The organism is Tautonia rosea (genome assembly GCF_012958305.1).
GTDB classification, from domain to species: Bacteria; Planctomycetota; Planctomycetia; order Isosphaerales; family Isosphaeraceae; genus Tautonia; species Tautonia rosea.
Map to the genome: position 1 here is coordinate 73,305 of NZ_JABBYO010000008.1, position 26,671 is coordinate 99,975.

At 66.3% G+C, this 26,671-nt stretch carries 18 protein-coding genes; 9 read left to right on the top strand and 9 right to left on the bottom strand.

The annotated features are described in order from the left end of the window. Nucleotides 1-68 precede the first annotated feature (68 nt). Nucleotides 69-2,450 (top strand): hypothetical protein, encoded by a 2,382-nt coding sequence (locus HG800_RS15360; protein WP_169977523.1) that lies wholly within the window; start codon nt 69-71, stop codon nt 2,448-2,450. Nucleotides 2,451-2,529: 79 nt separating this feature from the next. On the opposite strand, the gene HG800_RS15365 is transcribed toward HG800_RS15360, so the two are convergent. The 4 genes from HG800_RS15365 to HG800_RS15380 form a co-directional block, all read right to left on the bottom strand. Continuing rightward, entirely contained in the window at nt 2,530-2,982 is a 453-nt protein-coding gene (locus HG800_RS15365) for a hypothetical protein (protein WP_169977524.1), read from the bottom strand. 132 nt (nt 2,983-3,114) lie between these two features. After that, nucleotides 3,115-4,089: a bile acid:sodium symporter family protein gene (locus HG800_RS15370; protein WP_169977525.1), complete on the bottom strand. Its 975-nt coding sequence runs from the start codon at nt 4,087-4,089 to the stop codon at nt 3,115-3,117. 64 nt (nt 4,090-4,153) lie between these two features. Further along, a complete protein-coding gene (locus tag HG800_RS15375; RefSeq protein ID WP_169977526.1) occupies nt 4,154-5,053 on the bottom strand; it encodes an NAD(+)/NADH kinase in 900 nt (299 codons plus the stop codon). 77 nt (nt 5,054-5,130) lie between these two features. After that, nucleotides 5,131-6,240, bottom strand: a complete 1,110-nt coding sequence (locus tag HG800_RS15380; protein ID WP_169977527.1) for a Ca2+-dependent phosphoinositide-specific phospholipase C — start codon at nt 6,238-6,240, stop codon at nt 5,131-5,133. Nucleotides 6,241-6,614: 374 nt separating this feature from the next. On the opposite strand from HG800_RS15380, the gene HG800_RS15385 reads away from it, so the two are divergent. The 3 genes from HG800_RS15385 to HG800_RS15395 all read left to right on the top strand — a co-directional run bounded on the left by HG800_RS15385 (nt 6,615) and on the right by HG800_RS15395 (nt 10,189). After that, on the top strand, nt 6,615-7,694 hold the full coding sequence (locus HG800_RS15385) for a site-2 protease family protein (protein ID WP_169977528.1): 1,080 nt from the start codon (nt 6,615-6,617) through the stop codon (nt 7,692-7,694). A 6-nt stretch (nt 7,695-7,700) separates the two neighbouring features. Continuing rightward, on the top strand, nt 7,701-8,468 hold the full coding sequence (locus HG800_RS15390) for a homocysteine S-methyltransferase family protein (RefSeq protein WP_169977529.1): 768 nt from the start codon (nt 7,701-7,703) through the stop codon (nt 8,466-8,468). Nucleotides 8,469-8,878: 410 nt separating this feature from the next. Continuing rightward, the gene (locus tag HG800_RS15395; protein WP_169977530.1) at nt 8,879-10,189 is read left to right on the top strand and encodes a glycosyltransferase family 4 protein; all 1,311 of its coding nucleotides are present in this window, start codon (nt 8,879-8,881) and stop codon (nt 10,187-10,189) included. A 270-nt stretch (nt 10,190-10,459) separates the two neighbouring features. Here HG800_RS15395 and HG800_RS15400 read toward each other — a convergent pair whose 3' ends face one another. The 3 genes from HG800_RS15400 to HG800_RS15410 form a co-directional block, all read right to left on the bottom strand. After that, the gene (locus tag HG800_RS15400; RefSeq protein ID WP_169977754.1) at nt 10,460-11,863 is read right to left on the bottom strand and encodes an ammonium transporter; all 1,404 of its coding nucleotides are present in this window, start codon (nt 11,861-11,863) and stop codon (nt 10,460-10,462) included. 480 nt (nt 11,864-12,343) lie between these two features. Continuing rightward, nucleotides 12,344-13,186 (bottom strand): endonuclease/exonuclease/phosphatase family protein, encoded by an 843-nt coding sequence (locus tag HG800_RS15405; protein WP_235963718.1) that lies wholly within the window; start codon nt 13,184-13,186, stop codon nt 12,344-12,346. A gap of 384 nt (nt 13,187-13,570) precedes the next feature. Next, entirely contained in the window at nt 13,571-14,182 is a 612-nt protein-coding gene (locus HG800_RS15410) for a hypothetical protein (RefSeq protein WP_169977531.1), read from the bottom strand. A 227-nt stretch (nt 14,183-14,409) separates the two neighbouring features. Here HG800_RS15410 and HG800_RS15415 point away from each other — a divergent pair, with 227 nt between their 5' ends. The 3 genes from HG800_RS15415 (at nt 14,410) to HG800_RS15425 (ending at nt 17,337) form a co-directional block, all read left to right on the top strand. Then, the gene (locus tag HG800_RS15415) at nt 14,410-14,979 is read left to right on the top strand and encodes an anthranilate synthase component II (protein WP_169977756.1); all 570 of its coding nucleotides are present in this window, start codon (nt 14,410-14,412) and stop codon (nt 14,977-14,979) included. 54 nt (nt 14,980-15,033) lie between these two features. Then, a complete protein-coding gene (locus HG800_RS15420; protein ID WP_169977532.1) occupies nt 15,034-16,281 on the top strand; it encodes a molybdopterin molybdotransferase MoeA in 1,248 nt (415 codons plus the stop codon). A gap of 504 nt (nt 16,282-16,785) precedes the next feature. Then, a complete protein-coding gene (locus tag HG800_RS15425) occupies nt 16,786-17,337 on the top strand; it encodes a hypothetical protein (protein ID WP_169977533.1) in 552 nt (183 codons plus the stop codon). A gap of 168 nt (nt 17,338-17,505) precedes the next feature. On the opposite strand, the gene HG800_RS15430 is transcribed toward HG800_RS15425, so the two are convergent. Next, on the bottom strand, nt 17,506-19,080 hold the full coding sequence (locus HG800_RS15430) for a CehA/McbA family metallohydrolase (protein WP_169977534.1): 1,575 nt from the start codon (nt 19,078-19,080) through the stop codon (nt 17,506-17,508). A gap of 162 nt (nt 19,081-19,242) precedes the next feature. On the opposite strand from HG800_RS15430, the gene HG800_RS15435 reads away from it, so the two are divergent. Continuing rightward, nucleotides 19,243-21,741, top strand: coding sequence for a CehA/McbA family metallohydrolase (locus tag HG800_RS15435; RefSeq protein WP_169977535.1), 2,499 nt, complete (start codon nt 19,243-19,245; stop codon nt 21,739-21,741). A gap of 247 nt (nt 21,742-21,988) precedes the next feature. Here the strand turns inward: HG800_RS15435 and HG800_RS15440 are convergent, their stop codons facing one another. Then, complete coding sequence (locus tag HG800_RS15440; protein WP_235963720.1) at nt 21,989-25,705, bottom strand: PVC-type heme-binding CxxCH protein; 3,717 nt, start codon at nt 25,703-25,705, stop codon at nt 21,989-21,991. Between the two features lie 571 nt (nt 25,706-26,276). On the opposite strand from HG800_RS15440, the gene HG800_RS15445 reads away from it, so the two are divergent. Next, nucleotides 26,277-26,669, top strand: coding sequence for a type II toxin-antitoxin system death-on-curing family toxin (locus HG800_RS15445; RefSeq protein WP_206352287.1), 393 nt, complete (start codon nt 26,277-26,279; stop codon nt 26,667-26,669). Nucleotides 26,670-26,671 lie beyond the last annotated feature (2 nt).

Sequence of the window (26,671 nt, forward strand, 5' to 3'; positions counted from 1 at the left end):
ACGCGTAAAAACATGTTGAGGGGGTGACACGCCGGCCAACGCCGGTTGATCTGAAGAAAGGACGAGCGATGCCAAGGAAGGCGTCTCGGGGGCTCGTGGGTTGGTCTCGAATGCTTGCCTGGCTCGGTGATGAGGTCCGCTTGCTGAGCATTGCGGGGCTGGCGCTGCTAGTGATTGGGGGTGTGATCGCACAACCGGGATGGGACGGAAACCAGACGAAGATCGCGATCCAAATCCTGATGGGATCACTGTTTCCGATCGTGCTGCTGCTGGGCGCGGGGGTCCGTCGTCGGGCCGGTCCGGTGGGTCAAGGGGTGCGAGGCGTGGTCCTGATCGCCCTGGCGATGGTGGCCGTGGGCGGAATCGGTTGGTTTCTTGTCTTGCACTTTGACCCGACGTTGCTGGCGCTGGGTTTGTTGAATGCAGCGCTGCTGGCCCTGGCATCCGCGGTGCAGGTGCGAACCGAGGAGAGACGGGTGGTCTGGGAGTGGTGTGTTTGGCTCCCATCGGCGCGGAAGTTCTGGCTTCGGTTGCCGGGAGGCCTGGTCCGGGCGGTGGTGGTGGTCGCTTCCTGGTTTTTTGCGGCACGATTGCTGTACTGGGGATCGCTGCAAGAGTTCCTCGCCGTTTCGCTCTACCCGAAATTGGTGCTGATGGGAGCGATGGTCCTGCTCTCGCTGAACCTGGCGAACGTGGGCCGACCACGAGGGGCAAGGGCCATCCGTCCGAGGCGGCGGCGCTGGGCGAGGTGGGCGGATCTGGCGGCGCTGGTCCTGATCGTGCTGGCCAGTTTCCGGGTCGACTCGCTCGGGGGAGCGAGCGCGTATGATGTCGACGGGATTGGTCTGCTGAGGTTCGCCCACTGGGCGGCGGCGGTGGGTCCGGCCGAGCTGGTTCGTCAGGGGGGTTGGCTGCTCTGGGACGTGCCATCGACGTATGGGTTTCTCAGTGTTCTGTTGGTGGCGTGGATGCCGGTGGCCAGCCCCTGGCAGGCGTACTATCTCGTTCATGCCATGCTGACGGCGGCGACCGCGGTGATGCTTTATGGTCTGCTCCGATCGCTTCGGACCGGCTCGACGAATTATCCCTTTGCCTTGCTGACAACCCTGATGGCCGCCTTCCTGATGCCGGGCATCGCCTTTTACCTGACGGGGCCGTCGGTTCACCCGCCGCTGAGCGCCTACCGCTATGTCTGGTGTTATGCCTTGCTCGGGGTGTTGGTTTGGGAGTCTCGGGCCGAGGTGACGGGGTGGCGGTGGTGGGGAATTCCGGCGGTGGGCCAGTTGACGTGGATGCTGGGGGTGCTCTGGGCCCCGGAGAGTGCGTTCTATTGCTCGGTGATGTGGCTGCCGGGCTTCGCGGTGATGGCCTGGAGACGGGCGGTGGCGGGGTCGTCGAATGGGAAGCCCCTTCGAGGGTCGGTGATTGCCCTCAGGCTGATCGGCTGGCTGTTGACCGTTCCGCTGGTCGTGTCGGCGGCCGTTGGAATTGTCTCGCTCTGGTATCAGGTGGGGCTTGGTCATCTGCCCGACTGGCCCCGGTTCCTTGATTACGTGATGGCCTTCACGGTCGATGGGGTGGTGATGGACGATCCGCATCGGCTTGATGGGCCGATCTGGGTGATGCTGGTGCTGTTCTGCGCGATCTCAGCCACGGTGGTTGCGAGGGTGGGTCGCGGGGCCTCGTGCGCGACGATGGCGCCGGCGCTTGGGGTCTGGGGGATGGTCTGGGGAGCGAGCAGCTACTACGTCATCCGGGTCAATCCGCTGTTCCTGCACTGCCTGGTTCCGATCGTCTGCGTGGGCCTGGCCGTGCTTTGGGGGCTGCCGAGCCGCGATCGGGGCCGCCGCCGAGGCGCGGTCGATCCGGCCCGGGCGAGCGTGATCCCGGTGTTGACGATGCTGATGCTCATTGGCTTTGGCAATGCCGAGTGCCTTCGACCCTGGGGCCCCGCCTTGCGGAGAGGGTACATTGCCTCGGTCGATCGACTCATGCCGACGATGAATCCCGACCTGGCGCAACTGCTGGCGCGGGCGAATCTCGGGCCGGACGATCCGATCACCTACCTCGACAACCGGAACGGCCCGTGGGAGTTCGGTCCCCTGGGGGTCTGGCCCCCGGCCGACCGGACCCGATTGAGCGAGATTCGCTGGCGGAACCGGTCGTGGACACCCGCCCTGCCCGTCCTGAATTTCTCTCCCCTGGCGAATGACCGACCGGCGTTGTACATGGAGCGGTTCGCCCGGCGATCGCAGCTCGGCGGCTGGCTGATCGAATCGAAGAAGACCGACGCCAGGCAACTGCTCCCGTGGTTTTACCAGGCGCTGGACCAGACCCACGTTGCGACGGATCGCGTCGAGAACGAGTTCTGGCGGTTGGTGCGCTACGAGCCTCGGGAGCCGATCGTGGCCCGCCCCGATGCGACGGCATCGGCACCGGTGCGACGCTGAGAGCCGTTGCGAGAGAAGCAAAACCCGAGGCGGATTTGCCTCGGGCGAGAGAAACAAAAGGGGGGCTGAGCCAGGGCTCTCATTGCGTCCCGGCGGGGACTTTCTTCAGGACAAAGAGGTGCTGCGACGGGGATTTCGGCTCGAAGGATTCGGGGTAGTCGGTGCCGCCGAACTCGTAGATGAGCAGGATTTCGGTGCCCTCGGCCTTGCCCAGGGCCTTGGCCTTCGCGCCGACGGCGTCTTCCATAATCGTCGATTTGACGATTTCCATCGTGGCCTTGTAGGTGCCTTCTTCGGGTTCGTCGTCGATGACGTAGCGGATCTCGAACTGAACGGTGCCGTCGGCGCCGATCAGGGAGAGCTTGCCGTCTTCGATCTTGACGGTGTTGTCCTTCAGTTCGGCCTCGGCGATCTTCTGGTCGCCACGCTGACCTCTGACGTACGAGTAGGTTCCGAAGGGGTCTTGCGCACCGGCAAGACCCGGAGCGAGGAGCATGGCCACCAGGCCGGGAAGCAGCAGCCGAGCGATCATCGAGAAGGTCCTTGGTGAGAGAAAAACGACAGACCAGGCAAAGGAAGGTCGGCGACGGTCGCACGATCTCCTCGCTCATCCTGTCGAGGCCCGATCAACGAACGACCGGCACCGATGCCGGTCGGGTGACGATCATACCCGCTCGGCAGAATTCTGGCGCGGGTGGGTCGGGAATTGGTCGGCGCGGAGCGACCACCAGGAGGCCAGCGCCGTGCCGGTCAGCATGCAGCCGAAGGTGTACAGGGCGCACGGGATGGCAGCGGCAGGGCGGTCGGGAAAGAGGGTCAGGGCCATCGTCGTGCCCAGGCCGGCGTTTTGCATGCCGACTTCGAGGGTCAGGGCGCGTCGCATGGGCGGGTCGATCCGGAGCAACCGGCCGCCGAGGTTCCCGGCGAGATAGCCGAGCAGATTCACCGCCAGCAGGGCCGTCAGCAACCGAGGGCTCGGCCCGGCCAGGCGATCGCGGTTGCTGGCCACGACGACGGCGATAATCCACAAAATGACAAGATTGGCGACGAGCGAGGCGATCGGGCCATCGAGCCGATGCCGACGCGGCAACGATCGGCCGATGCCGTGACCGAGGCCGACCGGCAGGACGACAAAGAGGGCCAGTTGCCGCATCGCCTCGATCGCCGGGAAGTCGACCGAAACGCCGCCGAGCGACCAGCGCAGGACCAAAGGGACGACCAAAGGCGAGGCGAGGGTCGCGGCCGTCGTCAGGCCGACGGAGTAACTGACGTTGCCTCGGGCCATCAGGGTCAGGACGTTCGAGGCCATCGCCCCCGGCACGCAACCGACAAGCATCAGGCCGACCGTGGCATCGGCATCGAGCCGGGCGATGCTCGCCGTGGCCACGGCGAGCATCGGCATGCTGGCATACTGAATCGCCGTACCGCCGAGGACGCTCGGCCAGCGCAAGGCGACCCGGGCCACCTCCTCGCCCGGCAACCGCCAGCCGATCGCGAACATCGCCAGCGCGATCAAGGCCCACAAGGCCCCTCGGCTGGCAAGGAACGGGTCCATTGCGTCCGATCCGAACAGCCCCGGCCAGGCAAAGGCCAGGAAGGAGAGGACCACCAACGCTACCAAGAGAAGGATCGAGCGCATGGATTTGTGAAATTGCAAACAGAATTGCGAATTTACGCGTGAAGGAGTTAGCCATTCAGCAGACTTAGACGCCACCAGTACCCGAGCGGCGATCGAGGGCGGGATCGGTTCCCCAGCCGAGTTTGTCGCGGAGGGTCCGGTAAAACAGATGGCCGGAGAGGCGAACCATCGGGAACGGGGTTTCGCCGCGACGGACGGCGAGGCGGTCGCCAGGCGTAAGCGGTTGCTGCACCTGACCGTCGATGACCGCGGTGACGGCCTGGCCTTCGGTCAGCCTCGGGATGACCTCGTACCACTTGTGCGAGGCATCGACCAGGGGGCGCTGGGTGAGCGTGTGGGCACAGATCGGCGTGATGACGAACATCTGGGCGTTCGGCGGCAAAATTGGGCCGCCGGCCGAGAGGCTATGGCCGGTCGAGCCGACCGGGGTGGCCAGGATCAGGCCGTCGCCTCGATAGCTGATGACGCTCTCGCCGTCGATCCGAAGGCCCAGCTCGATCAGATGAAACGGCGGAGCGGCCCGGAGGACGACATCGTTGAGCCCCCGGAAGACGAAGGTCTGACCATCGGGGCGACGGATGGTGCAGTCGAGCGTCATGAGGTTCTCGACCGTGAAGCGTCGAGCGGCGAGGTCGGCCAGGCGGTCGCGGAGGCCAGGAGGGGTCAGATCAGCCAGGAAGCCGAGCCGTCCGAGATTGACTCCGAGGACCGGGGTCGGGTGGTCCTTCATGCGTCGAGCCGTGTGCAGGACGGTCCCGTCACCGCCGAGGACCAGGGCGATCTCGGCCTCCAGCCCGGAGAGGTCGGAGTCGCTCCCCAGATCGACGACGGTCAGCTCCAGGCCCGGCTGCTCCTGGATCTCCGCCGCGAGCGCTTCCGACGCGGTGATTACGTCGGGCTTGGTGCCATTGCCGAGCACGGCAATCCGCAAAGGTTCGGGGTGCGTGCTGCTGGGCTCGGACATGAACGGCTCCGGAACGAGGCACAGGAACGGAGAGAAAGCGGTGGCGAGGCAAGGGACCCAACGCGGCCCGGCCGAGTTCAGGGAATGGCCTGACCCCCGGTGTCGCTCCCGAGGGCGACCGGATTGGGGATCGCCTCGGCCTGGTCGGGCAAGGTGACGCGGTACTCGGTGAACCGGGGGTCGGGCTCGGGGTAATCGGTGCTGACGAACTGGGCACCGCTGGCAAAGGCCCGATCGCGCTGGGTTGTGTCGCCCGATCGGGCCTGGCGAGTGTCGGCATCGGCTCGGGTCCGGACGAGGAAACCGGCGCGGACAAGACGCTGGATCTCGTCGAACTGCCCGATCGGATCATTGCGTTTGAACCAGGAGGCCGCGGGGTGATCGGTGCTCCCGGCATCGGCGAACATGACGCGACCGGCGAGGTTCGGGTGCCCGTCGAGGTAGAGGTCTCGAATGCGGTCGGTATTGTCAAGCGCGAAGACGACCCGACCACGAACCTCGGCCAATCGGGGCCAGCCTCGGGCGTTGAGGGCCTCGGGAAGGGTGTCGAAGTCGCCTCGAACGTCGTCGGGGGTGAGCAGGTGATCGGGTTCGAAGGCCGATCGGAGCGTCCGCTCGATTTCGGCGAGGGCCTCGGCGCCGATCGGCGCCGGCTGAGAAAGACCGGGGACGGCGCGGTCTTTCAGCTCGATGAGGATGAGGATCGGTACGTGTTGCGGATTCGCCTTCGACCAGTCGCGGACCTGGGCCAGGGCGTCGGCCAGGGTCGCCGCAGTGGTCAAATAGTCGATATCCTGAACGTGAAGGACCTTCGGACCGGGGGGGTTGAGCACGCCGTCGCGGTTCGGGTCGGGGCCGGGATCTTCGCCGCGGCCAATGAGGGCCTCGCGGGCCATTGGCCGGGCATAGCGGCCGCCGTCGGGGTCGGCGAAGACGTCGAGCTCGATCTGCCGGATGAGCAGAGTGCCGAACTGCTCGGCCAGGGGACGATGCGAGTAGTCGATCGCCTCGGCCTGCCTCGGGCTGAGCTGGGCGATCATGCCCATCACGCCGGGGCTGGGGGCAAGGTGATACGAGTTGTGCGTGCCGATGACCTGCACCTGATTCAGGCGCAGGTCGTCGTCGATCGGATCGGCCGCGCCGGCCGTCGGCAGCGAAAGCAACAGGAGGAGCCAGGGGACGATCATGCGGGGCCGTCTCCGGAGATCGAAGGGTTCGGGATCGGGCAAGGCCGCTCCCCTGCTGTCCGAAGGACGGGGGCCGGTCGTGCTCCTCATTCTAGCGAGCCCAAGGGCCCAGATCCCTGGATAGACGGCCGGGAGAGGGCCTTTGCGACGAACGAGCCCCGATCGGCCTCACCAGACCGATGAGCAACGTCTCTCTGGTGTCGAACACGGACAATCGCAAGGCGTCGCAATCGTTCCTTGCAAAAAAAACAGGAATCAACGGGCCTCGTTGCGAGGGCGAGGGAAGACCTGCTAGACTGAACGCTGCGCGAATAGCGACAGTGGCGATCAAATCGACCAAGTCCCGCCCGGTTCCCCCCCGCGAGTGGACCGCCATGTCCGATCCGTTCTCCTGGTCGATCAACCTGGGCCGATGGGCGGGTGTCCCGGTCCGGGTCCATTTTCTGCTGATTGTCTTCGTGGTCGTGAAGCTGCTGGGGGCGACCCTGCTGAACGGCGAGGGGGACGTTGATCTCCTGGAAACGCTCGCCTGGCTGGGTTTGCTGGCCCTGGCGCTCGGCGTGCATGAGCTGGGACATGTGGCGGCCAGCTATCGGCTCGACATGGAGCCGGACGAGATCAGGCTCTGGCCCCTGGGAAATTTTCAGGGGCCGCAACCGGTGTCGGTCGCCCGCGCCCGAGAGTCGATGGCCGTGGCGCTGGCCGGCCCGCTCACGAGCCTCAGCCTGGCGGCGATTCTCGGAGTCGGCCTGCTCTTTGCCGATGCCCGGATGACGCTCAACCCGTTCGGCTCGGGCGGATCGGGCAGCGGAGCGCCGACCATCGCCGGCGAGCCGGCCGAGGCCCTCGGGGCGATCTGGATGGTCGGCTGGTTCGCCTACCTCAACTGGGTCCTGTTCCTGGCGAACCTGATTCCGGCCTTGCCGCTCGATGGGGGACGGGTCTTGCGGGCGTATCTGGCTGGGCCGTCGTTGACGTCGTCGCGAGACGGCCTGATCGCCCCGTGGATGGCCCGGTCGTTCGCCGTCTTGCTGGCGATCATCGGCGTGATCCGCCTGCTGTTCTTCTCCGGAAGCACGGGGGGGTTCGAGCTGATCGGCCTGGCGATCCTGATCGAGCTGATGGTCCGCTTCGAGATGCGGATGCTCGAAGAAGGAGGCTTCTACGAGGACAACCTCTTCGGCTACGACTTCTCGGAAGGCTACACGAGCCTCGAAGGGAGCGGTCCGGTGGTCCGCCCGTACCGCGAGAACGCCCTGGCCCGATGGCGTCGGCGGCGGTCCGAGGCGCGTCGGCAGCGGCAGTCGAGCAAGGAGGCCGCCGAGGAGCGCCGGATGGACGAGATCCTCGCCAAGATCCACGAGCAGGGGCGCGATGCTCTGACCCCTGAGGAACAACGCTTCCTCACCCGAGTCAGTACGAAGTACCGCAAGCGGCCCCGTTCGAAGGGGTGATCGGCGATGATCGGCCCGATCTTGCTCGACGCCGCGATGGGCACCCGCCTGATCGCCCGAGGGCTCGACCTGACCCGAGACGACCCGAGCCTCTGGAACCTTGACCGGCCCGAGAGCGTTGCCGCGATCCACCGGCTCGACATCGAGGCCGGAGCCGATGCCGTGACGACCAACACCTTCGGCGCAAACCGATTGTGGCTCGCCCGCTACGGTCGGGCCGCCGACGTGGTGGCGATCAACCGACAGGCCGCGACCCTCGCCCGCGAGGCGGCTGGCCCCGATCGGCTCGTGCTCGGCTGTCTTGGCCCGACCGCCCCCGGCAGCGAGGACGAGGCGGAACAGGCCCGGCTGCTCGCCGACGAAGGGGTCGATGCCCTCTTGCTGGAAACGAACAGGACGACCGAGCCGATCGGCGACCGCCTGCAACGGCTTCACAAAGTCGTCGGCCTGCCGATGATCGTCACTTACGCGCTGGTGGCCGATGATGATCCGCTGCCCGCATTCGACTTCGATCCGGACGAGGTCGGCCTTCAGGCGATCGGCTGGAACTGCATTCCGCCCGATCGGGCGGTCACGTTGCCCGATCGCCTGCGACGGCCGGTCGGCCTGCCGTTGGTGATGCGTCCCTCGGGGGGCGGCTGGGAGGGGGAGATTCCTCGGTTGCTCGATTGTGGGGTCCGGTATTTCGGCGGTTGTTGCGGGACGACCGAGGCCGACGTGGCCGACTTGCGACGGGCGCTCGGCCCGCCCCAACGGGCAAGGCCATCGGGGTAGCGTGAGATCCCCTTTCGCATCAATGTCATCCGGCCTGGGGCCACCGGAGGAGGAGGCGTGAGGCTGGAGGCAACTTACTCGCGAGCGTTGGCCGAAGATCACTCTGTCTCCCTCTCCCCGCTGGGCGGGGAGAGGAGTCCTCATCCGGCTCGCCAGGCGAGGCGTTCGAACCGGGAGCCCCCTCACCCGGCCTTCGGTCACCCTTGCCCCCGCTCGCGGGGGCAAGGGTCGAGAACCCGGGATTTCTCTCGTTTTCACGAGGAGCAAGACTCCGATGAGGGTGGTGTCCCGACGCTCCTCCCACGCGGAAACCGCTCTAGCCCGATCGAGCAATCCGTGGTACACCAACGGTTCGATCTGATCCGGGCCAGGGAGGGTCTGGGCTTGAGCCGGTGGCAGGGAGGACGCCGATGAGGATCTGCATGGTCACCACCTTCTTCGGCGCCCACAGCTTCGGCGGCGACGCGGCGTACGTCGAGCGGCTGGCCGGAGCGCTGGCGAGGAGGGGGCACGAGGTCCACGTCGCCCACTGCGTCGATGCGTTCGAGTCGGTCCGGGGCTCACATCCGCTCCGCCCATTCGAGCCGCCGCCAGGGGTGACGGTCCACCCGCTCAAGAGCAAGGCGGGGATCCTCTCCCCGATCGCCACCCAGGTGACCGGCCGCCCCTATTTCAAGGCTGAGGCGCTGAAGGACCTGCTGGACGACGTGAAGACCGATGTCGTCCACTTTCACAACATTTCGCTCATCGGCGGGCCCGCGGTTCTGGAGATGGGATCGCACGCGGTTCGCATCATGACGGCACATGAGCACTGGCTCATCTGCCCCATGCACCTGCTTTGGAAATACGACCGCAGGCGATGCGAGAAGCAGGAATGCATCAAATGCAGCCTCGTCGGCAAGCGGCCGCCGCAGGCATGGCGTTCGACGGGCCTGATCGACCGATCGCTCCGGCAGCTCGATGCTCTGGTATTTCCCAGCCGTCACGCGCTGGAGGAACACCGGGCCCGAGGGATCGGCGCTCCGCTGGTCCACCTGCCGTACTTCCTGCCCGATGACTGGTCGGGAGGGATTGAGGACGAGGAGCCGGGCCAGACCAAGCGCCCCTACGTGGCGGCGGCCGGGCGATTGGTTCGCATGAAAGGATTTCAGCGCCTGATTCCGCTGATGCGTTATCTGCCCGAGGTCGATCTACGGATCGCGGGCACCGGGCCGTACGAGGCTCGCCTGCGGCACCTGGCCAGGGATCTGCCGAACGTGAAGTTCGACGGGCTGCTCGGTCGCGAGGGGCTGGCCCGGCTCTTTCACGGGGCAAGAGCGGTGGTGGTGCCGTCACTCTTTCCCGAGACGTTCGGCTATGTGGTGCTGGAGGCGTTCTCGGTCCGAACGCCGGTGATCGTCGATGTCGAAGGCGGCGCCCTGTATGAGAACGCGGTGGGCAGCGGCGGCGGACTCGGCTACCGGACCGATGCCGAATTGCTCTGGTCGATCCGGCGGCTCGTGCATGACGACGAGCTGCGCGAGGAACTGTCGCACGCCGGATTTTCGAGGCGGATCAACGAATGGTCCGAGGCCGCCCACCTCGACCGCTACTTCGAACTGATTGCCACCATCCGCGCCGGTCGGGCCGGAAAGGGGCCGCACCTGCCGGGTCTCGGCAAGGGTCGGACGGTGGCGGACGCCTCGGGAGGAACCCTGAGCGAAGCCCGGACCGACGGGTGATGGAAGCCCTCGCGTCTCGGCTCGACAGGGTGCGAGCGTGAGCCTCTCCGCGTGGGTCCGGTCCTCCCTTCCCATCGGGTAAGGCAGGAAAATCGTCCACCCTCGCCCCCGCTCGCGGGGCAGCGGGTGGCCGCAAGGCCGGGAGAGGGGGCCGAGCGGAAGAACGCCTCCCCTGGCGAGCCGGATGAGGACCCCTCTCCCCGCCCAGCGGGGAGAGGGAGGAAGATCGTCAACCCTCGCCGCGTGATCGAGCGTGATCCTCGCGAGGGACTACCGACTGCCGACTGCTTGAGACTCGGGCTTCGGCGTCTCGGAGTGGCCGTTGGTGTGGCCGTTGCCATTGCCGTTGCTGGAGACGGTGGCGGCGAGCAGATAGCCGACGGCCGACTCGCCATGCTGGCTGAGGTCGAGCCCGATCCGTTCCTGCTCCTCGGTCACGCGGAGCGGGATGATGAAATCGACCACCTTGTACAGAGCCAGGGCCCCGAAGAAGGTGAAGGCCGAGACGATCACCAACGCCAGCATGTGATAGCCGAACAGGCTGAACTCCCCTTCGGCCAGGCCGCCGTCGGCAAAAACCGCGGTGAGGATCATCCCCACGATGCCGCCGATGCCGTGGCAGGGGAAGACGTCGAGCGTGTCGTCGAGCGTGGATTTCGTCTTGAGGTGGACGGCGATGTTGCTCACGACGCTCGCCACCAGGCCGATGACGATGCTCTCCCGGATCGTGACAAACCCGGCCGCCGGGGTGATCGCCACCAGGCCGACCACCGCCCCGATGCAGGCCCCCAGGGCCGACGGCTTCTTGCCGAGCATCCAGTCCCAGAAGATCCAGGCGAGCATGGCCGCGGCCGACGCCGTATTCGTGGTGGCAAAGGCCAGGGCCGCGTCCCCATTGGCCCCCAGCGCCGATCCGGCGTTGAAGCCGAACCAGCCGAACCAGAGCATTCCCGTGCCCAGCAAGACGAAGGGAATATTGGCCGGTACGTGGCTCTCGCGGTTCTTGTGGCTGTGCCGCTGGCCGAGCAGCAAGGCCCCGGCCAGGGCCGCAAAACCGGCCGACATGTGCACCACCGTGCCGCCGGCGAAGTCGAGCACCCCCCAGTTGCGCAAGAGGCCGTCCGGATGCCAGGTCATGTGCGCCAGAGGGGAGTAGATCACCAGGCTGAACAGGACCATGAACAGCAGGTAGGCCGAGAACTTCACCCGCTCGGCGAACGATCCGGTGATCAGGGCCGGAGCGATGATCGCAAACTTGAGCTGGAACATCGCGAACAGCACCAGCGGGATCGTCGGCGAAAGCGCCTCGCTCGTCTCACCGCCGACGCCGTCGAACATCAGGAACGTCAAGGGGTTGCCGATGATCCCGCCGATGCTGTCGCCAAAGGCCAGGCTGAAGCCGACGGCCACCCAGAGCAGGCTGATCACCCCCAGCGCGATGACGCTTTGCAGCATCGTCGACACGACATTCTTGAAGCCGACCATGCCGCCATAGAAGAACGACAGGCCCGGCGTCATCAACAACACCAGCGCCGCCGCCGTGAGCATCCAGGCCGTGTCGCCGGGGCTGATCTCCTCGCCGACGGGCACGCCCGACGACCATCCCGTCGCAAAAAGCGCGACCAGTGCCAGAACCGTGAGTGCCAAAAACGGAAGCGATCGTGCGCGAATCATGGGCATTTTGGGGGTCGAAGGAGGCAAAGGTGGGGGGGAGGCATCGGGCGATTGGAACCGTTGCAGACGATCGAATGGCAGCAATAACCACCTGTCACACCACAGGTTATCGCATTTGTGCTCGACCCGTTCCGGCCCGATGTCCGGGGGAGGCCCCGAGGGAGAGCATCCACAACAGGCACGCCGCGTGCCAGGCGATTCACTGAGAAGCCCCCAACCACGCCATCACTGAGCGCACTGAGCCGATTTTCCGAGCAGTCGAGCCACGTCGCTCGATTCTCCACCCCTGCCTCTCCGAGCGGGGGAGTGGGTGGCCGCCAGGCAAGGTGAGGGGGCCGAGCAAAAGAACGCCAAGCGAGGCGAGGCGATCCGAACGATGACCCAACACCTCGGTCCTCTCCCCACGGGCGGGGAGAGGGTGAGGGAAGGTCCGATCACCGTCATGGCTCACGCTCAAGGCTTGCTCGCGAAGGTCGAGGATCAGTCGGCGTTGCCAACCCATTCGAGGACGGCGAAGATCGGGCTGTGGTCCGAGGCGACCGGCTCTTCGAGCACGCGGATCTCGACCACGCGCCAGTGGCCTTCCGGACGGACGAGGATGTAGTCGATCTGCCGGGTTGGGCCTTCGGAGGGGTAGGTCGGCAGGGGTTCGGTGTTGGTTCGGGTCCAGTTGGCATCGAAGCGCTGAAGGGTCGGGCTGTCGGGCAGGGCGTTGAGGTCTCCCATGAGGATCGTCGGGCGGTCGGGATGCTCGCTGGCGATCTCGGCGATGAGGTCGGCCGAGGCGAGGCGCTCGTCGTTCGGGCCTCGGTAGTCGAGGTGGGTGGCGAGCACCCGGATCGGTCCCACGTTGCCGGGGCCTTGCACATCGACGACCAGGCAGCCGCGCTGTTCGCCTTCATAAAAGCTGGGCAGGTGGACGTTACGGCGATCGAGGATCGGCAATCGCGTCAGCAGGGCATTGCCGTACTCGCCCCCTTGCAGGGGGATGTTGCGGTCGAAGACGGCCTCGGTGCCGGTCAGGCGAGCCAGCTCGGCGGGCTGGTCGACGGAACCGGAGCGTGCCACGTTGCGATCGACTTCTTGCAGGGCGACGACATCAGGCTCGACCGCGTTGATGGCGCGGGCGATCCGCTCCAGGTCCACCTCGTCGTCAAGCCCTCGGGCGTGGTGGATGTTGTAGCTCAGCACGCGGAGGCGCACCGGCTCATCAGCCCCGGCCGGGGGAGTCAGCCCGGCCGACACGGCGACGGCGGCAATCCAGGCAGGAACAGCTCGCATCATCCTGGCGAGGAATGTCGGGAGCGAAACGCGCGGACGCATGGCAGCCTCAATCCAAGGGTGTAAGTCGCAAGGAACGCTCGTTCCTGAACGGTGTCGCCGACAGTGTAACGAGGCGACGATGCTCGGGGCAGTCGTTCAGGGTCGGGAACCATTGGCGCCAAAGCTCGATCGGAGAAGGGCCCTGCGCCCGGGGACGATTGCGGATCGGAGGAAGAACAGATTCACCCGAGCGAGGGCCCTCTTTTTTTTCGTTCGAAACACGACCTGAGGCACGTCTGAGGATCACACCCGCTGACGTCGATTCCCCCCGCAACGCTCGCTCAAAGGAGCAGCCCCGGCCTTCAAGCCCGCTCCCCTCACACCAGGAGGGAACGAGAGGGAGCATCGGGCCGGGCGAGGGAGCCGTCGGGATCGGCGCCGAGGTCAATTATCAATCATGCTATCAATCCGGCTGGAGTTGATCGGCGGGGCCTGCACTTCTCCGGAGAAGGTGGGGATGTCGGCCGAGGGGACCTCTCGGGTCAGGTCGCTGTAGGGAGTGACCGGGGTGGCGGCCGATCCGCTCGGGGCTCCTCCGGCAGCGTGCATGCCGCCGAGCCCGGAATAAGGCAGATACCGCTGGCCTCGGGTGACGAACGGGTTGTAATAGTTCGGCAGGAACATGGTTTCAGGAGGGACGGCCATGTAGCGGCGGAAGTAGTAGGCGGTGGTCCGGTCTTCCCGGATCGGCAAGGTGATGCCCGGATCGTACCAGCCGTAGCCGTCGGGCGAATCGTTCGGGAAGCCCCAGCCGTCTCCGGGTCCGGGGTTCGGCAGGATGAATCCTCCCGAGCCGCCATGCGCGTGATGATGACCGAGCCCGTGTCCGTGGCCGTCCCCCTCGTGCGGAACCGCCGGGGCGCCTGGTCCATGAGCCGGCACGCGCATGCCGTGGACCGGATGGGCGGGAATCGGCGGCGGGCTCAGGGTTTGCCCCACAATCGGGTGACCACCGAACACGGTCAGACCCAGAGCAATCGTCAGGCCGGCGAGCATCGGGACTCCCTCCTCTGTGAGATGGTTCTCAAAGGCGGTCGGTGGATCGTCCTCCGGACTCCGACGACGCCTCTTTCCCGTTCATCCTCTCTCATCGACACCTCGACCCGGTCCGACCCTCCCGATCCCCCCGACTGTCCCGCGATCGCTTCCGGTTGTGCCGGTTGCCGGATATGATGCAACAGAACCCCGTTGCCTCCGACCGTCAGCCCTCCGGCAGAATCGGCATGATCGCTCTGATCGACAACTACGACTCGTTCACGTACAACCTTGTTCAGCGCCTCGGCGAAATTGACCCGACGCTCGATCTCTGGGTCGTCCGGAACGATCAGACGACTCCCGAGGAAATCGCCTCGAAAGCGCCGACGCACGTGATCATCTCCCCCGGCCCCTGCTCGCCGAACGAGGCGGGCATCTCGATGGCCGTGGTCGAGCAGTTCGCGGGCAAGGTCCCCTTGCTGGGGGTTTGCCTCGGGCACCAGTGCATCGGGCAGGTCTTCGGCGGCTCGATCGTCCGCGCCGATCGGATCATGCACGGCAAGACGTCGCTGATCTTCCACGACGGCAAAGGGGTCTACCGCGGCCTGCCGAACCCGTTCGAGGCCACCCGCTACCACAGCCTGATTCTCAAGCCCGACACCGTCCCGCCCGACTTCGAGGTCGTCGCCTGGACCGATCAACAGGAGATCATGGGCATCCGCCATCACGTCTGGCCGCTGGAAGGCGTGCAGTACCACCCCGAGAGCTTCCTGACCGACGCCGGCACCGACTTGCTGCGGAACTTCATCGGCAAGTGACTCATCGGCGCAATGTCCCATCCCTCCCCTCGACTCGCAGCGAGATCCTGGCCGATGCTCTCCGTCGCCGAAGCCCTCCGCGCCGTGCTCGATCATGCCCAGGCCCTTCCCCCTCGCCAGGTGCCCCTGGCCGATGCCCTTGGGACCGTTCTGGCCGAATCGGTGACGGCCGATCGGGATCTCCCACCGTTCGACAAGGCCCTGCTCGACGGCTTCGCCGTGCGATCGGCCGACCTTCAGGGGGATGGCCCGTTCGACCTGGACGTGATCGAGGAGATCACCGCCGGCCGGGTGCCGACCAAGGCAATTGGCCCCGGCCAGTGCTCGGCGATCATGACCGGCGCCCCGATGCCCGACGGAGCCGACGCCGTCGTGATGGTCGAGGACAGCACACGAACCGGCGACCGTGTCACCCTCACTCCCCGCAAACCGGTCACCCGAGACGCCGGCCGCCTGACGAAAGGCCGCGAGATGCGGGAGGGGGAAACCCTGCTTGGCCCCGGCGATCGGCTCGACCCGGTGACGCTCGGTCTGCTGGCGTCGGTCGGCTGGGCCTCGCCGATGGTCGTGCCCCGGCCGGTCGTCTCCATCGTCTCAACCGGCGACGAGATCGTGCCGCCCGATCAGACCCCGGGGCCGGGGCAGATTCGCAACAGCAACGCCACGATGCTCGATGCCCTGGTGCGGGCCTCGGCCGCAGAGAGTGCCGTGGCTCCCATCGCGCCGGACGAACCGACACGGTTGCGAGCAATCCTGGCCGAGGGCCTGACCCGAGACGTCATGCTCATCACCGGAGGCGTTTCGGCCGGGAAGCTCGACCTGGTGCCGGGCACGCTGGAAGGGCTCGGCATGACCGCCGTCTTCCACAAGATCCGGCTCAAGCCGGGCAAGCCTTTGCTGTTCGGAATCGGGCCGGAACGCCCCGGTGGATTGCCCGGAACCCTCGTCTTCGGCTTGCCGGGGAACCCGGTGAGCGGCGTCGTGGGCTTCCTCCTGTTCGTCGCCCCGGCCTTGCGAGTCCTTCGCGGGCTTGAAGGAGGCCCGGCCGCGACCCTCACCGCCCGACTGGCCAAACCGTTCGCCCACCGGGGGGATCGGCCTACCTTCTTCCCCGCCCGCCTGAGCGAGGGAGCGGTTGTCGAGCCCTTGAACTGGGCCGGCTCGGCCGACCTCCGCACCGTGGCCCTGGCCGATGGCTTCGCTGCCTTCGAGGCCGGCGACCGCGACTACGACGCCGGCACGTCCGTTCCCTTCCTTCCCCTGCCCCGGATCGACCCCGATACGTCTCGGGGCAGCTCGTGAGGCCTCGGCATCGCCTTTCGAGACGCATCGTTATCCTCTCAACTCTCGCCCCGCATGCAGGGCGAGAAAGCCGGCCCTGAACCCTCGCCCTCGCTTGCGGGGGAGAGGGTGGCCGCAAGGCCGGGTGAGGGGACTGCGCGACTCGATCGCGATACCTGGCGAGCCGGATGAGCACCCCTCTCCCCAGCCCTCCCCCCGCCCGCTCAGCGGGGAGAGGGAGACAGCTTGATCCTTCCCCCACGCTCGCAAGCAAAAGTGAGTCTTCTCCCTACTGCCTCCTACCTACTGCCTACTGCCTCCTCGCTCTGCGAAATCACCATTGGCTGGATCGATCATGGCACGTCAAAGTATCGGCTGCATCGATAGATCAAAATCTCCGGGATTTTCGTTGCAACGGCTCGGGTGCTTGACGTAGGATTCAGTGATGGCCGAAGACAGCCGAGGATCGGCTGCCTCCGGGTCGGATGACCCCATTTCCCGTTTCAACGCGGGGAGGAGGCTGCCATGTTTCTCTTTACCACACGACGCCTGGATGAATACCTGATTTCCGTCTTGCTGGCGCTGGGCATTGTCGCCCTGTTTGCCGGAACCGCTCGGGCCGACTACCGCATCGTCAACCAGACCGACAGCATCTTGCGGGTCGCGGTGTTTGAACCCGAAATGATGGGCCGCATCGATGGCGAAGGCTGGCAAATCGTGGCCCCAAGGGCCTCGGTGATGGTGTCGGCCTGCTCGCAGCCGGTCATCGGTTTGCTCGTGCAGGAGACGAGCACCGGCGCGGTCCTCGTACCTCCCGAAACCATGGGAACCAATCCCAAACCCGTCTTCCGGGATGACACCTTTACCGTGGCCGAGGGGGTCGAGCCGATGGGCCTGATCCGCCTGACCTGGGGCATGCCCCCGAACATCCGCCTGATTCCGGGCGACTGGACCGAGGCCGACCTGCCCCCCGGCTGGTTCACGGCCGAGGTTCCCATCGTGCCCAGCGACGGCACGTTTGAAGTCATCCCCGTCACGACCGAAACCCAATCACACAGAAACTGGGCCGCAGAGTAAGGCGGCCATCGGTCGGGAGGGACGGAACCTCCCCGCATTGCAACTCGGCCACGGATCGGCGGGGAAGCAAACGCAAATAATCCCGTCCGGCTTCGTCCATCGACGAGCCGGGCGGGTTTTTTGATTGGCGGCGCTGTGGTGTGGAAGGCCCGCGGGATCGCCCAACCGTCACTCCGCCTGGCCCAGAAGCCGCTCAAAGAACTGCCGAGCCTCCCGATGCGGTTCCAGAACGCTTTGCCTGACCGACGGATCGGTCAGGAGGCCTTCGGGGTCCGCCTCGATCGCCTCGATCCGAGCGTCGATCCAGCGGAGAAAATACTCCACGTCCGGCCTGTGGACGGGCCGACGTGGCTCCCCAACCTCGATGGAGAACGGGGCGGTGCTGGCGAATCGAAACGTCTCCGGCACGTCGGCGATCGCCCGAACGAGACACCAACCGCTCTGATCGAAGTGGAGCGCATCGAGCCGGATCGGCTCGCCGAGGTCCGGATCGTCAATCCGATGAACGACCTGGCCGTCTCGGACGACCTCAATGGCCTCGATCGGGTCATTCGACCAGAGTTGCACGTCGAACTCGAGCTGGACCGGCTCACCCTCGGGCGATTGCAAGACGCTGCCGGGATGCTCGCCGTTGGCGCTGACGACCAGGAGCGGGCCGTTGGTCACGAACGACCTGCCCTCGGCGAGCCCCTGCCACCAGGCCTCGTACGAGAACGGAGCATCGAGGTGGACGAACACCCGGTTGTATCCGACCGGGTTGGGCAAGACACCCGAGGCGGAACCGGCCGACGGGGGAATCCGGAGGCCGCAGTTGAGCAGCCGGTAGTAGATGTCCTGAGTGTAGAGGCCGTTGCCGCGAGGCGGGGGATACTGGTCGCGGTCCCTCGGTCGCCCCCACGCCTCGTTGTCCAGAACGCCGAGACGCCACATGTGATTGTGAGCGATCCCGATCGACCGGACGTGGCCGGTCGCCACCCAGGTCGGCATGTCCCACCAGAACGGCTTCTCCACGTCGACCCACGCCCCCTGCTCCGCCACGGCCTCGCGGAGGTGGACGACCGGAGAGGGGGCCTCGGGACCGTCCGCATCCAGGTCGAGGGGCCGCTCCAGGTTGAAGTACAGCAACGCCCCGCCCCGGCGTTCGTCCTCGCAGGCCATCAGGTGGTACGCCCGCCCCGGTTCGAGCTCAAGGAGCCGTTGATCCGGCAAGGGACGATCGCGCCAGTAACTCGTTCGATTCCAGACGGTGAGGACCGGGGCCAGATGCAGATCCTCCGACCGGAGCAACAGCGGCAGGTCGCTTGGCGGACGATGGACATGGGTTTCGCCCGAATACCAGCCGAGCGCCGGCAGGTCAACCAGCCGTTCCAGCGGCACGGTCAGGTCCACGCGTTTCCCGGCCTCTATCATGAATTTCCCTGCCGATCGGGTGAATTCCGGCCCCCGCTCGACGACGTACGCATACGAGCCGGGGTCCAGGTCGAGCTCGACCGTTCCGTCGCAGTTGAAGTGGTCGCGCCAGTTCGGCAGGCCGGGAGGGAGCACCGGCTCGCCGTCGGGGCCGCTGAGCGACACCCTGGCGGGCATGGGTTCGGCCGCTCCCGACTCGCCCGGCCCGACGATCTGGAGCCGCACCGATCCGACCTCGGCCCCAGGCGCCTCGGCCCGCGTCAGAACCGTCACGCACAGCAGGCTCAGGCCCAGCAAGCCGCGAGACACAAACAGGTGCAGGGTGCCCGACATGACTTGCTCCCTGGGGTGGATCTGGAGGTCGATCGGAGGCCCGAACGTGCGGGGCGTTGCGGCGCCGGCCGTCTGCCGGGATAGTAAAGGAAATGGCTCGCCCCGGAGCGTGCTCCCGAGGATGGGTCGTCGTCACGCCGCGTTCCGAAGGAGTGAGTCCCGATGATCGTTCCGAGGCACTGTGATTGCAAGATCCTTCGCCGAGGGATCTCCTGGCTCATCTTACTCGCAAGCGTCGCGGTCGCCTCTCCCGCAGTCGCCCAGGAACTGAGGCCAACTGCGGTGGAGGGCCAGCCCCTGGCGGCGAACGTCGGCCGGGTGCTCCAGGCCCTGGAGCTGCTCGGCGCTCCGCTCCCTGCGTCGACCGCCGAGCCTCTGGGGCTCGCCCTTGAGACCCGCGACGCGCTATCGATCCAGGAATTGCTTGATGCTCACGTCCTGGCAGTAGTCTCCATCAACCCGGAGGAGCGGGTCAAGGTTGCTCGCGGACCGGCCCCGGCCCTCCTGCAGCAAGGCGGTTTCACGCCGGTCCTGGTCAAGGTCCTCAACGAGAGCACGGCCAGCCGCAGGATGACGATTTCGAGCCCGCAATCGGGTCCGGTAACGGCCGGGGCGGCCATGCTCAGCATGACCCGGCAAGACCAGCTCCACCTGAAAGAGGGGGAAGTCCCCGGTGGGGCCCCCGGCCGATTCCTTCAGGTCGAGCTGTTCGACGACCCTCCCATGACGCCGAACCTCAGCGGCCTGGGGGTCGAATACGCGGTGGCCTTGATTTACAGCGCCGAGGCCGGCGTCCGCGAGGCGACCCTCGGCTTCGCAATCGGCCCGGGCACCCAGGACCTGGGGTTCCGGGGCGAGGTCCCCATCCTCTTCCAGGTCCGCCCGGCCATCCCGGTCACCCTGCGCATCCGAGATGTCGACGGTTCTCCCACCACCGCCCGGCTGACCTTCCTCGATCGCTCGGGCCAGGTCTACCCACCTCAGGCGAAGCGCGTGGCCCCCGATCTGTTCTTCCAGCGTCAGATTTATCGCAAGGACGGCGACGTGGTCCTCCTCCCTCCGGGACGCCTGACGATGATCTCCACCCGGGGGCCGGAATACCGCGAGCTGTCTCGGGAGGTGATCCTTCCCGAGCAAGGTGACGTGACCCTTGAGGTGCCGCTCGAACGATGGATCGACCCCGCCCGATTCGGCTTCTTCAGCGGCGACCACCACATCCACGCCGCCGGCTGCGCCCATTACACCGACCCGACCCAGGGAATCGTGCCGGAGGACGTCTTTCTCCAGGTTCAAGGCGAGGGCTTGAACGTGGGATGCGTGCTCACCTGGGGGCCCTGTTACGACTATCAGCGCGGGTTCTTCGAGCCAACCGTCCACGGGCTGAGCGAGCCGTTCACGCTGCTCAAGTACGATGTCGAGGTCAGCGGGTTCGGCTCGCAGGCTCTGGGGCACGTCTGCCTCTTGAATCTCCGCGATCAGACCTACCCCGGCTCCGAAAACACCGCGACGACCGGATGGCCAAGCTGGACGATCCCCGTGCTCCGCTGGGCGAAGAACCAGGGAGCGATCACCGGCTACGCCCACTCCGCCTCCGGCCTCCAGATCGACCCCGAGCGCGCCTCCGGCCACCTGATGGAAACGCTCGACGCCGATGCCGACGGGGTGCTCTCCCCGGCGGAGGCCCGGGCAGGCCTCTTGCCGGAGGACTTCGAGACGGTCGATGCCGACCGTGATGGAGTGCTCATTCCCGCCGAGCTGCGGGTCAGCCACGACCGGGTCGCCGACACGCTGCCCAACCTTGCCGTCCCCGAGATGGATGGCGTCGGCGCGATGGAAATTGTGGTCGCGGCGCCGCTGGAACTCTGCGACTTCATCAGCGCGATGGACACCCCCCGAATCGCCGAATGGAACATGTGGTACCACCTGCTCAACTGCGGGTTCCCGATGAAGGTGAGCGGCGAAACCGATTTCCCCTGCATGAGCGGCATGCGAGTCGGCCAGGGGCGCGTGTACGTGCAACTCGGCGCCGTCGAGGCGATCGACTTCGACGCCTGGTGCGAGGGGCTGGCCTGCGGCCGTTCCTACGTCTCCGACGGATACGCCCACGCCCTGGAGTTCACCGTGGGAGGTGCCTCGCCGGGCGCTCAGGTTGAGCGGGACGGGGCCTCGACCCTGGCCATTCACGCCAAGGTCGCCTTCGCCCCCGAGCTCCCCCGGGCGGTGGCGTACGGGAGTCTGGTCCCTGCCGGCGGCCCCCGGCTCGTGGGAGACACGGTTGACCTTCATGGCCCCCGCCTCGACGACCAGTTCACCGAGCCGGGCGAGCCCCGGATCGTCGAATTAGTGGTCAACGGCCAGGTCGTTGCGTCCCGAGAGGTCCCGGCCGATGGGGAAATCCACGCGCTGGAGTTCGACGTTCCGATCGACCGCAGTAGCTGGGTCGCCCTCAGGCAATTCCCTCAGCTACACACCAATCCCGTTGAGGTGATCGTCAGCGGGCAGCCGATCCGGGCTTCACGGCAGAGTGCGCAATGGTGCCTCGAAGCGCTCGAACAACTCTGGCGTCGTCGCGGTCAATGGATTGCCCCGGCTGAGCGCGATGAGGCGCGCGCGGCCTACGATCGCGCTCGACAAACGTACCAGCAAATGCTGCAAGAATGAACGCGCGAATGAGCCCGTCCACGATGCTCGCTCGCGCATGAAGAAGCGGTCGAGGCGTCGCAGGCGTGGCAACCGGGCTTGCCGCTCGGTCCCAACGCTTGCGAACGCCCGACCGCTTCTGCGTGATCCTGGACGAGGTCCGTTTCCGATTACCTGTGGAGGGTCAGGGAAATGGGGACTGGCTCCGAGTCCGCGAGGTGCCTGTCCCCATTTCCCGGTGATGAGCGACGCACACGCGGAAACCGCGCTAGCGGCTGGACACCTTGCGCCCCTCGACCGCGCGGAACTCCAAGGCCGCATCGGCCACGAAGGTGGCGATAATGCCCGGATCGGCCGAGCCGCCAGGGAGCCGGAGGATCAGGTCGTGCGCGCCTCGGGTCAGATCGACCGAGACGGAGCGGGTCGGGTCGTCGCCGGAGGGGTCCGGCAAGTCGAGCGGCCGGCCGTTGAGCCAGGCGCGGAGCCCGGCCTCGGGCGATTCGATGACGAGCGTGGCCGACAGGTCGGCCGGCGAAACCACGGGAACATGCAGATAAATCGCCTGGTTCGGGTCGGCGGTGGCCAGTGCCGACAGATCAATTCGCCCCTCGGCATCCGCCCGCAGGCGCCGCCACGATTGCGAGCGGCCATCGGCTCCTCGGACGGGCAAGGACGTGTCAATTGCTTGCTCCGGATCGACCGCCGGCTCGGCATCGACCTCGGCCAGCGGGCCGACCGCCTGGAACTCGCCGACGATACTCACCGGCTGCCGAAGCGTTTCGAGGAAGGCGAGCAGGTCGACGATCTGCTCGTCGGTCATCTGCTGCGCCAGCCCTTCGGGCATGAGGGAGACATCGCTGACGAGCTTCTCGTCGATGTCGGCCGGGTCGAGTTCGAGCCGTTGCCCCTCGGCCGTTTTCAAGACCAAGCGATCCGCGGTTTCTTCCACGGGCAAGCCGGTGACGATCCGGCCATCCACCAACCCCAGCACATAACTGCGATAGTTGTAGCCGATGGCGGCGCTAGGGCTGAGAATCGAGGTCAACAACGCGTCCTTCCCGTACTTCGTGCCGATCGTCGACAGATCGGGGCCGACCCACTGCCCGCGCCCCTGTACGCGGTGGCAACTGGAACACTGGGTCTGACCGGCCGAGGCAAACACCTCGCGCCCTCGCTCGGGGTCGCCCGATCGGGAGAGCAATTCCTCCAGCGGCGGCAGTTCCCGCCCCCCGCCGATCCCGGCCAGCGGCAAGACCTCGGCGGCCCGACGGCGAACGCCGTAATAGTCGGGGTGAGCGTTGAGCAACATCGTGGCTTCCGACTTCAGGTCGTCGGGCAGCTGCCCTTGCTCGGCGAGGCCAAGCAAGCTCCGAGCGCTCTCCGACTGCATCGTCGCGGCCCGCAGGGCCTCGCGTCGCAGACCAAGCGGATAATTCGTGTTCGCCACGATCGTGACCAGTTGCTCGCGCTCCATCCCCAACTCGGGCAGGGTCCGCAAGGCCGCCTCGGCCACCGGGTCGGACGAGCCGGCTTGCCGTGATCGCTCGATCATCGCCTCCAGCATCGGCCGCGCTCCCGACGCCTTGAGCCGGCCGAGCGCCTCAACCGCCGCGATCCGGACCGGGGGCGAGGCGTCGTCCTGCTTGACGAAGTTCATGATCGCTTCCGCATACGAGGAATCGCCGGTCGAGGCCGCGGCGGCGATTCCCTCGGCGCGGGACTCGGGCAGTTCGAGGGCGGCGCGGATGGCCTCGCGCACCCGGGGCTCGTTGGCCGCCGATCGCCAGTCGCCGGCCAGGCGACGGGCCAGCGTGGCGAGGATCTGACGTTCGCGGACCGGGTCGTCGAGGTCGAACACCAGGTTCGCCAGCGCCACCGCGCCGCTCGGGTCCTTCAACTGGGCGAGCACATCATCGGCCGCCTGCTGCAAGTCGGGCGAGGCCAGCCTCGGCATCAGCCGGGAGAGCAGCGGCAAGACCTCGGGCGAGTGGACCTGCCACATCAGGCCGAGCGTCTTGCTCAGGGCGTTGGCCGGCGGCATTGTGTCGCTCGCGGCGAGAAACGCCTCGTTCCGGTCGACCGGGAAGTACGGCGGCAAGGCCGCGGCCGTGGTCGCGCCGGTCTGATCGAGGTTCAGATCGCCATAGAGCGACCCATCAAAGAGTGATGCCAGGTAGTCCGATTCCCGATCCCAGAGAGCCACGCCCAACGCTTCCAGATACCACCGGTCGCGGCCGTCCCACGACGCCGCCAGCTCGCGGAGTGCCTCCCCCACCTGATCGGTCGGCAGCAAACGCAGAGCGAGGATCAGCTCGCGTCGGACGCCAGCATCGGGGTCGATCGCCAGGGGTAGCAGGGCGTCGAGATGGGCCATCGCCGCAGGGGTCGATGGCGTGGCATCCCCCACATATTCAATGGTGCCTCCTCGACTCACATCCCGTCCGAGGATGCGGACGGCTTGCTCGCGGATGCGCGGCTCCGCGTCCTTGAGCGCTCGCACGGCGGCCTCGTCCCCCTCGATCGCATACAAGGTCCAGAGGGCACGGGCACGGTGGATCAGCTCGTCCGACTGGAACAGGGTGTTCAGGGCTTCGACCGCCTCATCCCCCCGCGCGATCAAGCCGCGACGGGCAGCGTCCTGGGTGGCGACGACGGGCGATTTCAGGGCCTCGATCAGCCCTTCGACCGACCCGAAATTATACACCGGCCGTTCGGGCTTGGCCCCGTTCGGCACGACCCGGTAGATGCGGCCGGTCGTCTGATCGCTGAAGGCGTGCCCGCCGACCCCGGCATCGTACCAGTCGGCCACGAACAGCGAGCCGTCGGGCGCGGCGGTCATGTCCACAGGACGGAACCAGGGGTCATCCGACGACATGAGCACTTCATATTCGGTCCGGAAAGCGGCCCCCTCGCGGGTCAGGGGAAAGTGGTTGATTTGCCGGGTGCCGGCATCCGCCTCGAAGATCGCGCCGAAGTACGGTTCGCCCAGGAGCCGCCCTTCGTACACCGTGATCCCGCACGGGCTGCCGTTCCCCGTGCCGACAAGCTTCGGTACGTTGCCGGGCACTTCCTCGCCCCAGTGCCGAGGGCTGCCGGGGGTCCGGTAGCCGTAGGTACCGCCGTCCATGATCCACAACACGCGGGAGCCGCGTTGGCCGTCGTCATCGTTATCAGAGGTAAAGATATTTCCAAACGAGTTCAAGCTGGTTTCGTAATTGTTCCGCTGACGATCGGCAATCACCTCGAACTGCGATCCGTCTCGGTTAACGCGGAGGGTGGTCGCCAGTTGATCGGTCGAGACGCGCCGCCCGGATGCGTCGGTCACGTCGAAGTTCTCAGTCTTCGCCTGGCCATCGGGCTGAACCGAGCAGCAGCCGTCACCGTGGGTAAAGTAGAGCTTACCATCGAGCCCGAGCACCATCCCATGCACGCCGTGGTCGCTGTCGATACCGCCGAAGCCCGTCAGCAGCGGATAGCGCACGTCGGCCTTGTCGTCGCCATCGGTATCTTCCAGCACGAGCAGGTTCGGACTGTTGCCGACATACACACGACATCCTGTGTAATTTCCGGCCTCGTCGTACTTCTCCTCAACAGCAATCCCCATCGGTACCGGGAAGATCGAATCGGCGAAGACCGTCATCTTATCAGCCTTGCCGTCCCCATCGGTGTCTTCCAGGATCTTGATGGCATCGGCGCTGTCGATCCGCTCAAATTTCGGGTTGCGGGTCGGCCGATAGTTCAGCCCTTCGGTCACCCAGACACGTCCTCGGGAATCGACGTCGATCGTCGTCGGGTTCACGACCATCGGCTCGGCGGCCCAGAGCGTGGCTTGCAGGCCGTCGGCCAACTTCACCTGGGCGGCGGATTCCTCCGGCCCGACCTGGGCCCTTGCCTTCGGAGCGATCGGGAGGGCGAGTCCTCCCGCAATCACGGCCGCCGCGGCGGCCATCCCGAGGCGGTACGATCCAAGGCGCTCGTGCGACATCAGCGACTCCTGGCGATGCTCGACTCGTCTGGGCTTGCGCCGACCCGGAACGGGCGGATCGGGTTAGGTCGGCGTCGGCCTCGATGGACCCCTTGCGGTATGCGGCCAATCGCCGCTCCCGCAGCCCATTTTCCCCCGATCGCGCGGCCGTGTCCAGGGAACAGGCCGGGGTCGCCACGCCTCCTACCAAGCTCTCGCGCTGATTGTTCGCGAACCCTCTGGGCCGAATCGGTCTCTTGTCAAGGGAGAGGGTCGCGATCTAGCATCAAAGCATCGCGAGGTCACATCGAAATTCAACACACCGCCCGATCCGGACCGCTTAGAGGACGAGGAGGTCTGCAATAGCCAGGACACTCACACCGATCGACGGTGGGCTCGGGCTCGTCATCGATGACTCGATTCTGAGTGCGCTGCAAATCGATCGTGAAACATTGCTGGAGCTCAAGCTCTCTCCCGACGGCCAGGGGATCGAAATTCGTCCCGTTCGCGATGCGGATCACGGGCGCCGAGTCCTCGAATCGGCCGATCGGGTCATGGACACCCACGAAGAGGTATTTCGGAAACTCGCCCAATGATCCTCGATCCGGTCTTCCTTGACGTTGGAGACGTGCTGGCCATCCATCGACGAGGACTTGACCGATTCGGTGGTTCTGACGGAGTTCGTGAGCCGAAACTACTCGACTCGGCAGTTTCTCAGCCGCGAGCCACCTTTGGCGAAGCCTATCTGCACGAAGACCTCTTCCAGATGGCTGCGGCCTACCACTTCCACATTGTCAAAAATCATCCCTTCGTTGATGGGAATAAGCGAGCCGGGCTGGCCGCGGCCCTGGTCGTTCTCGATCTCAACGGACATCCGATCGACCAGCCCACGATGGCGCTGTATGACCTGACCGACGGGGTCGCATCGGGGAAGATTGAGAAAGCCGAGATCACCGAAGTATTCGGGAATCTCGCAGAAGCCTGACG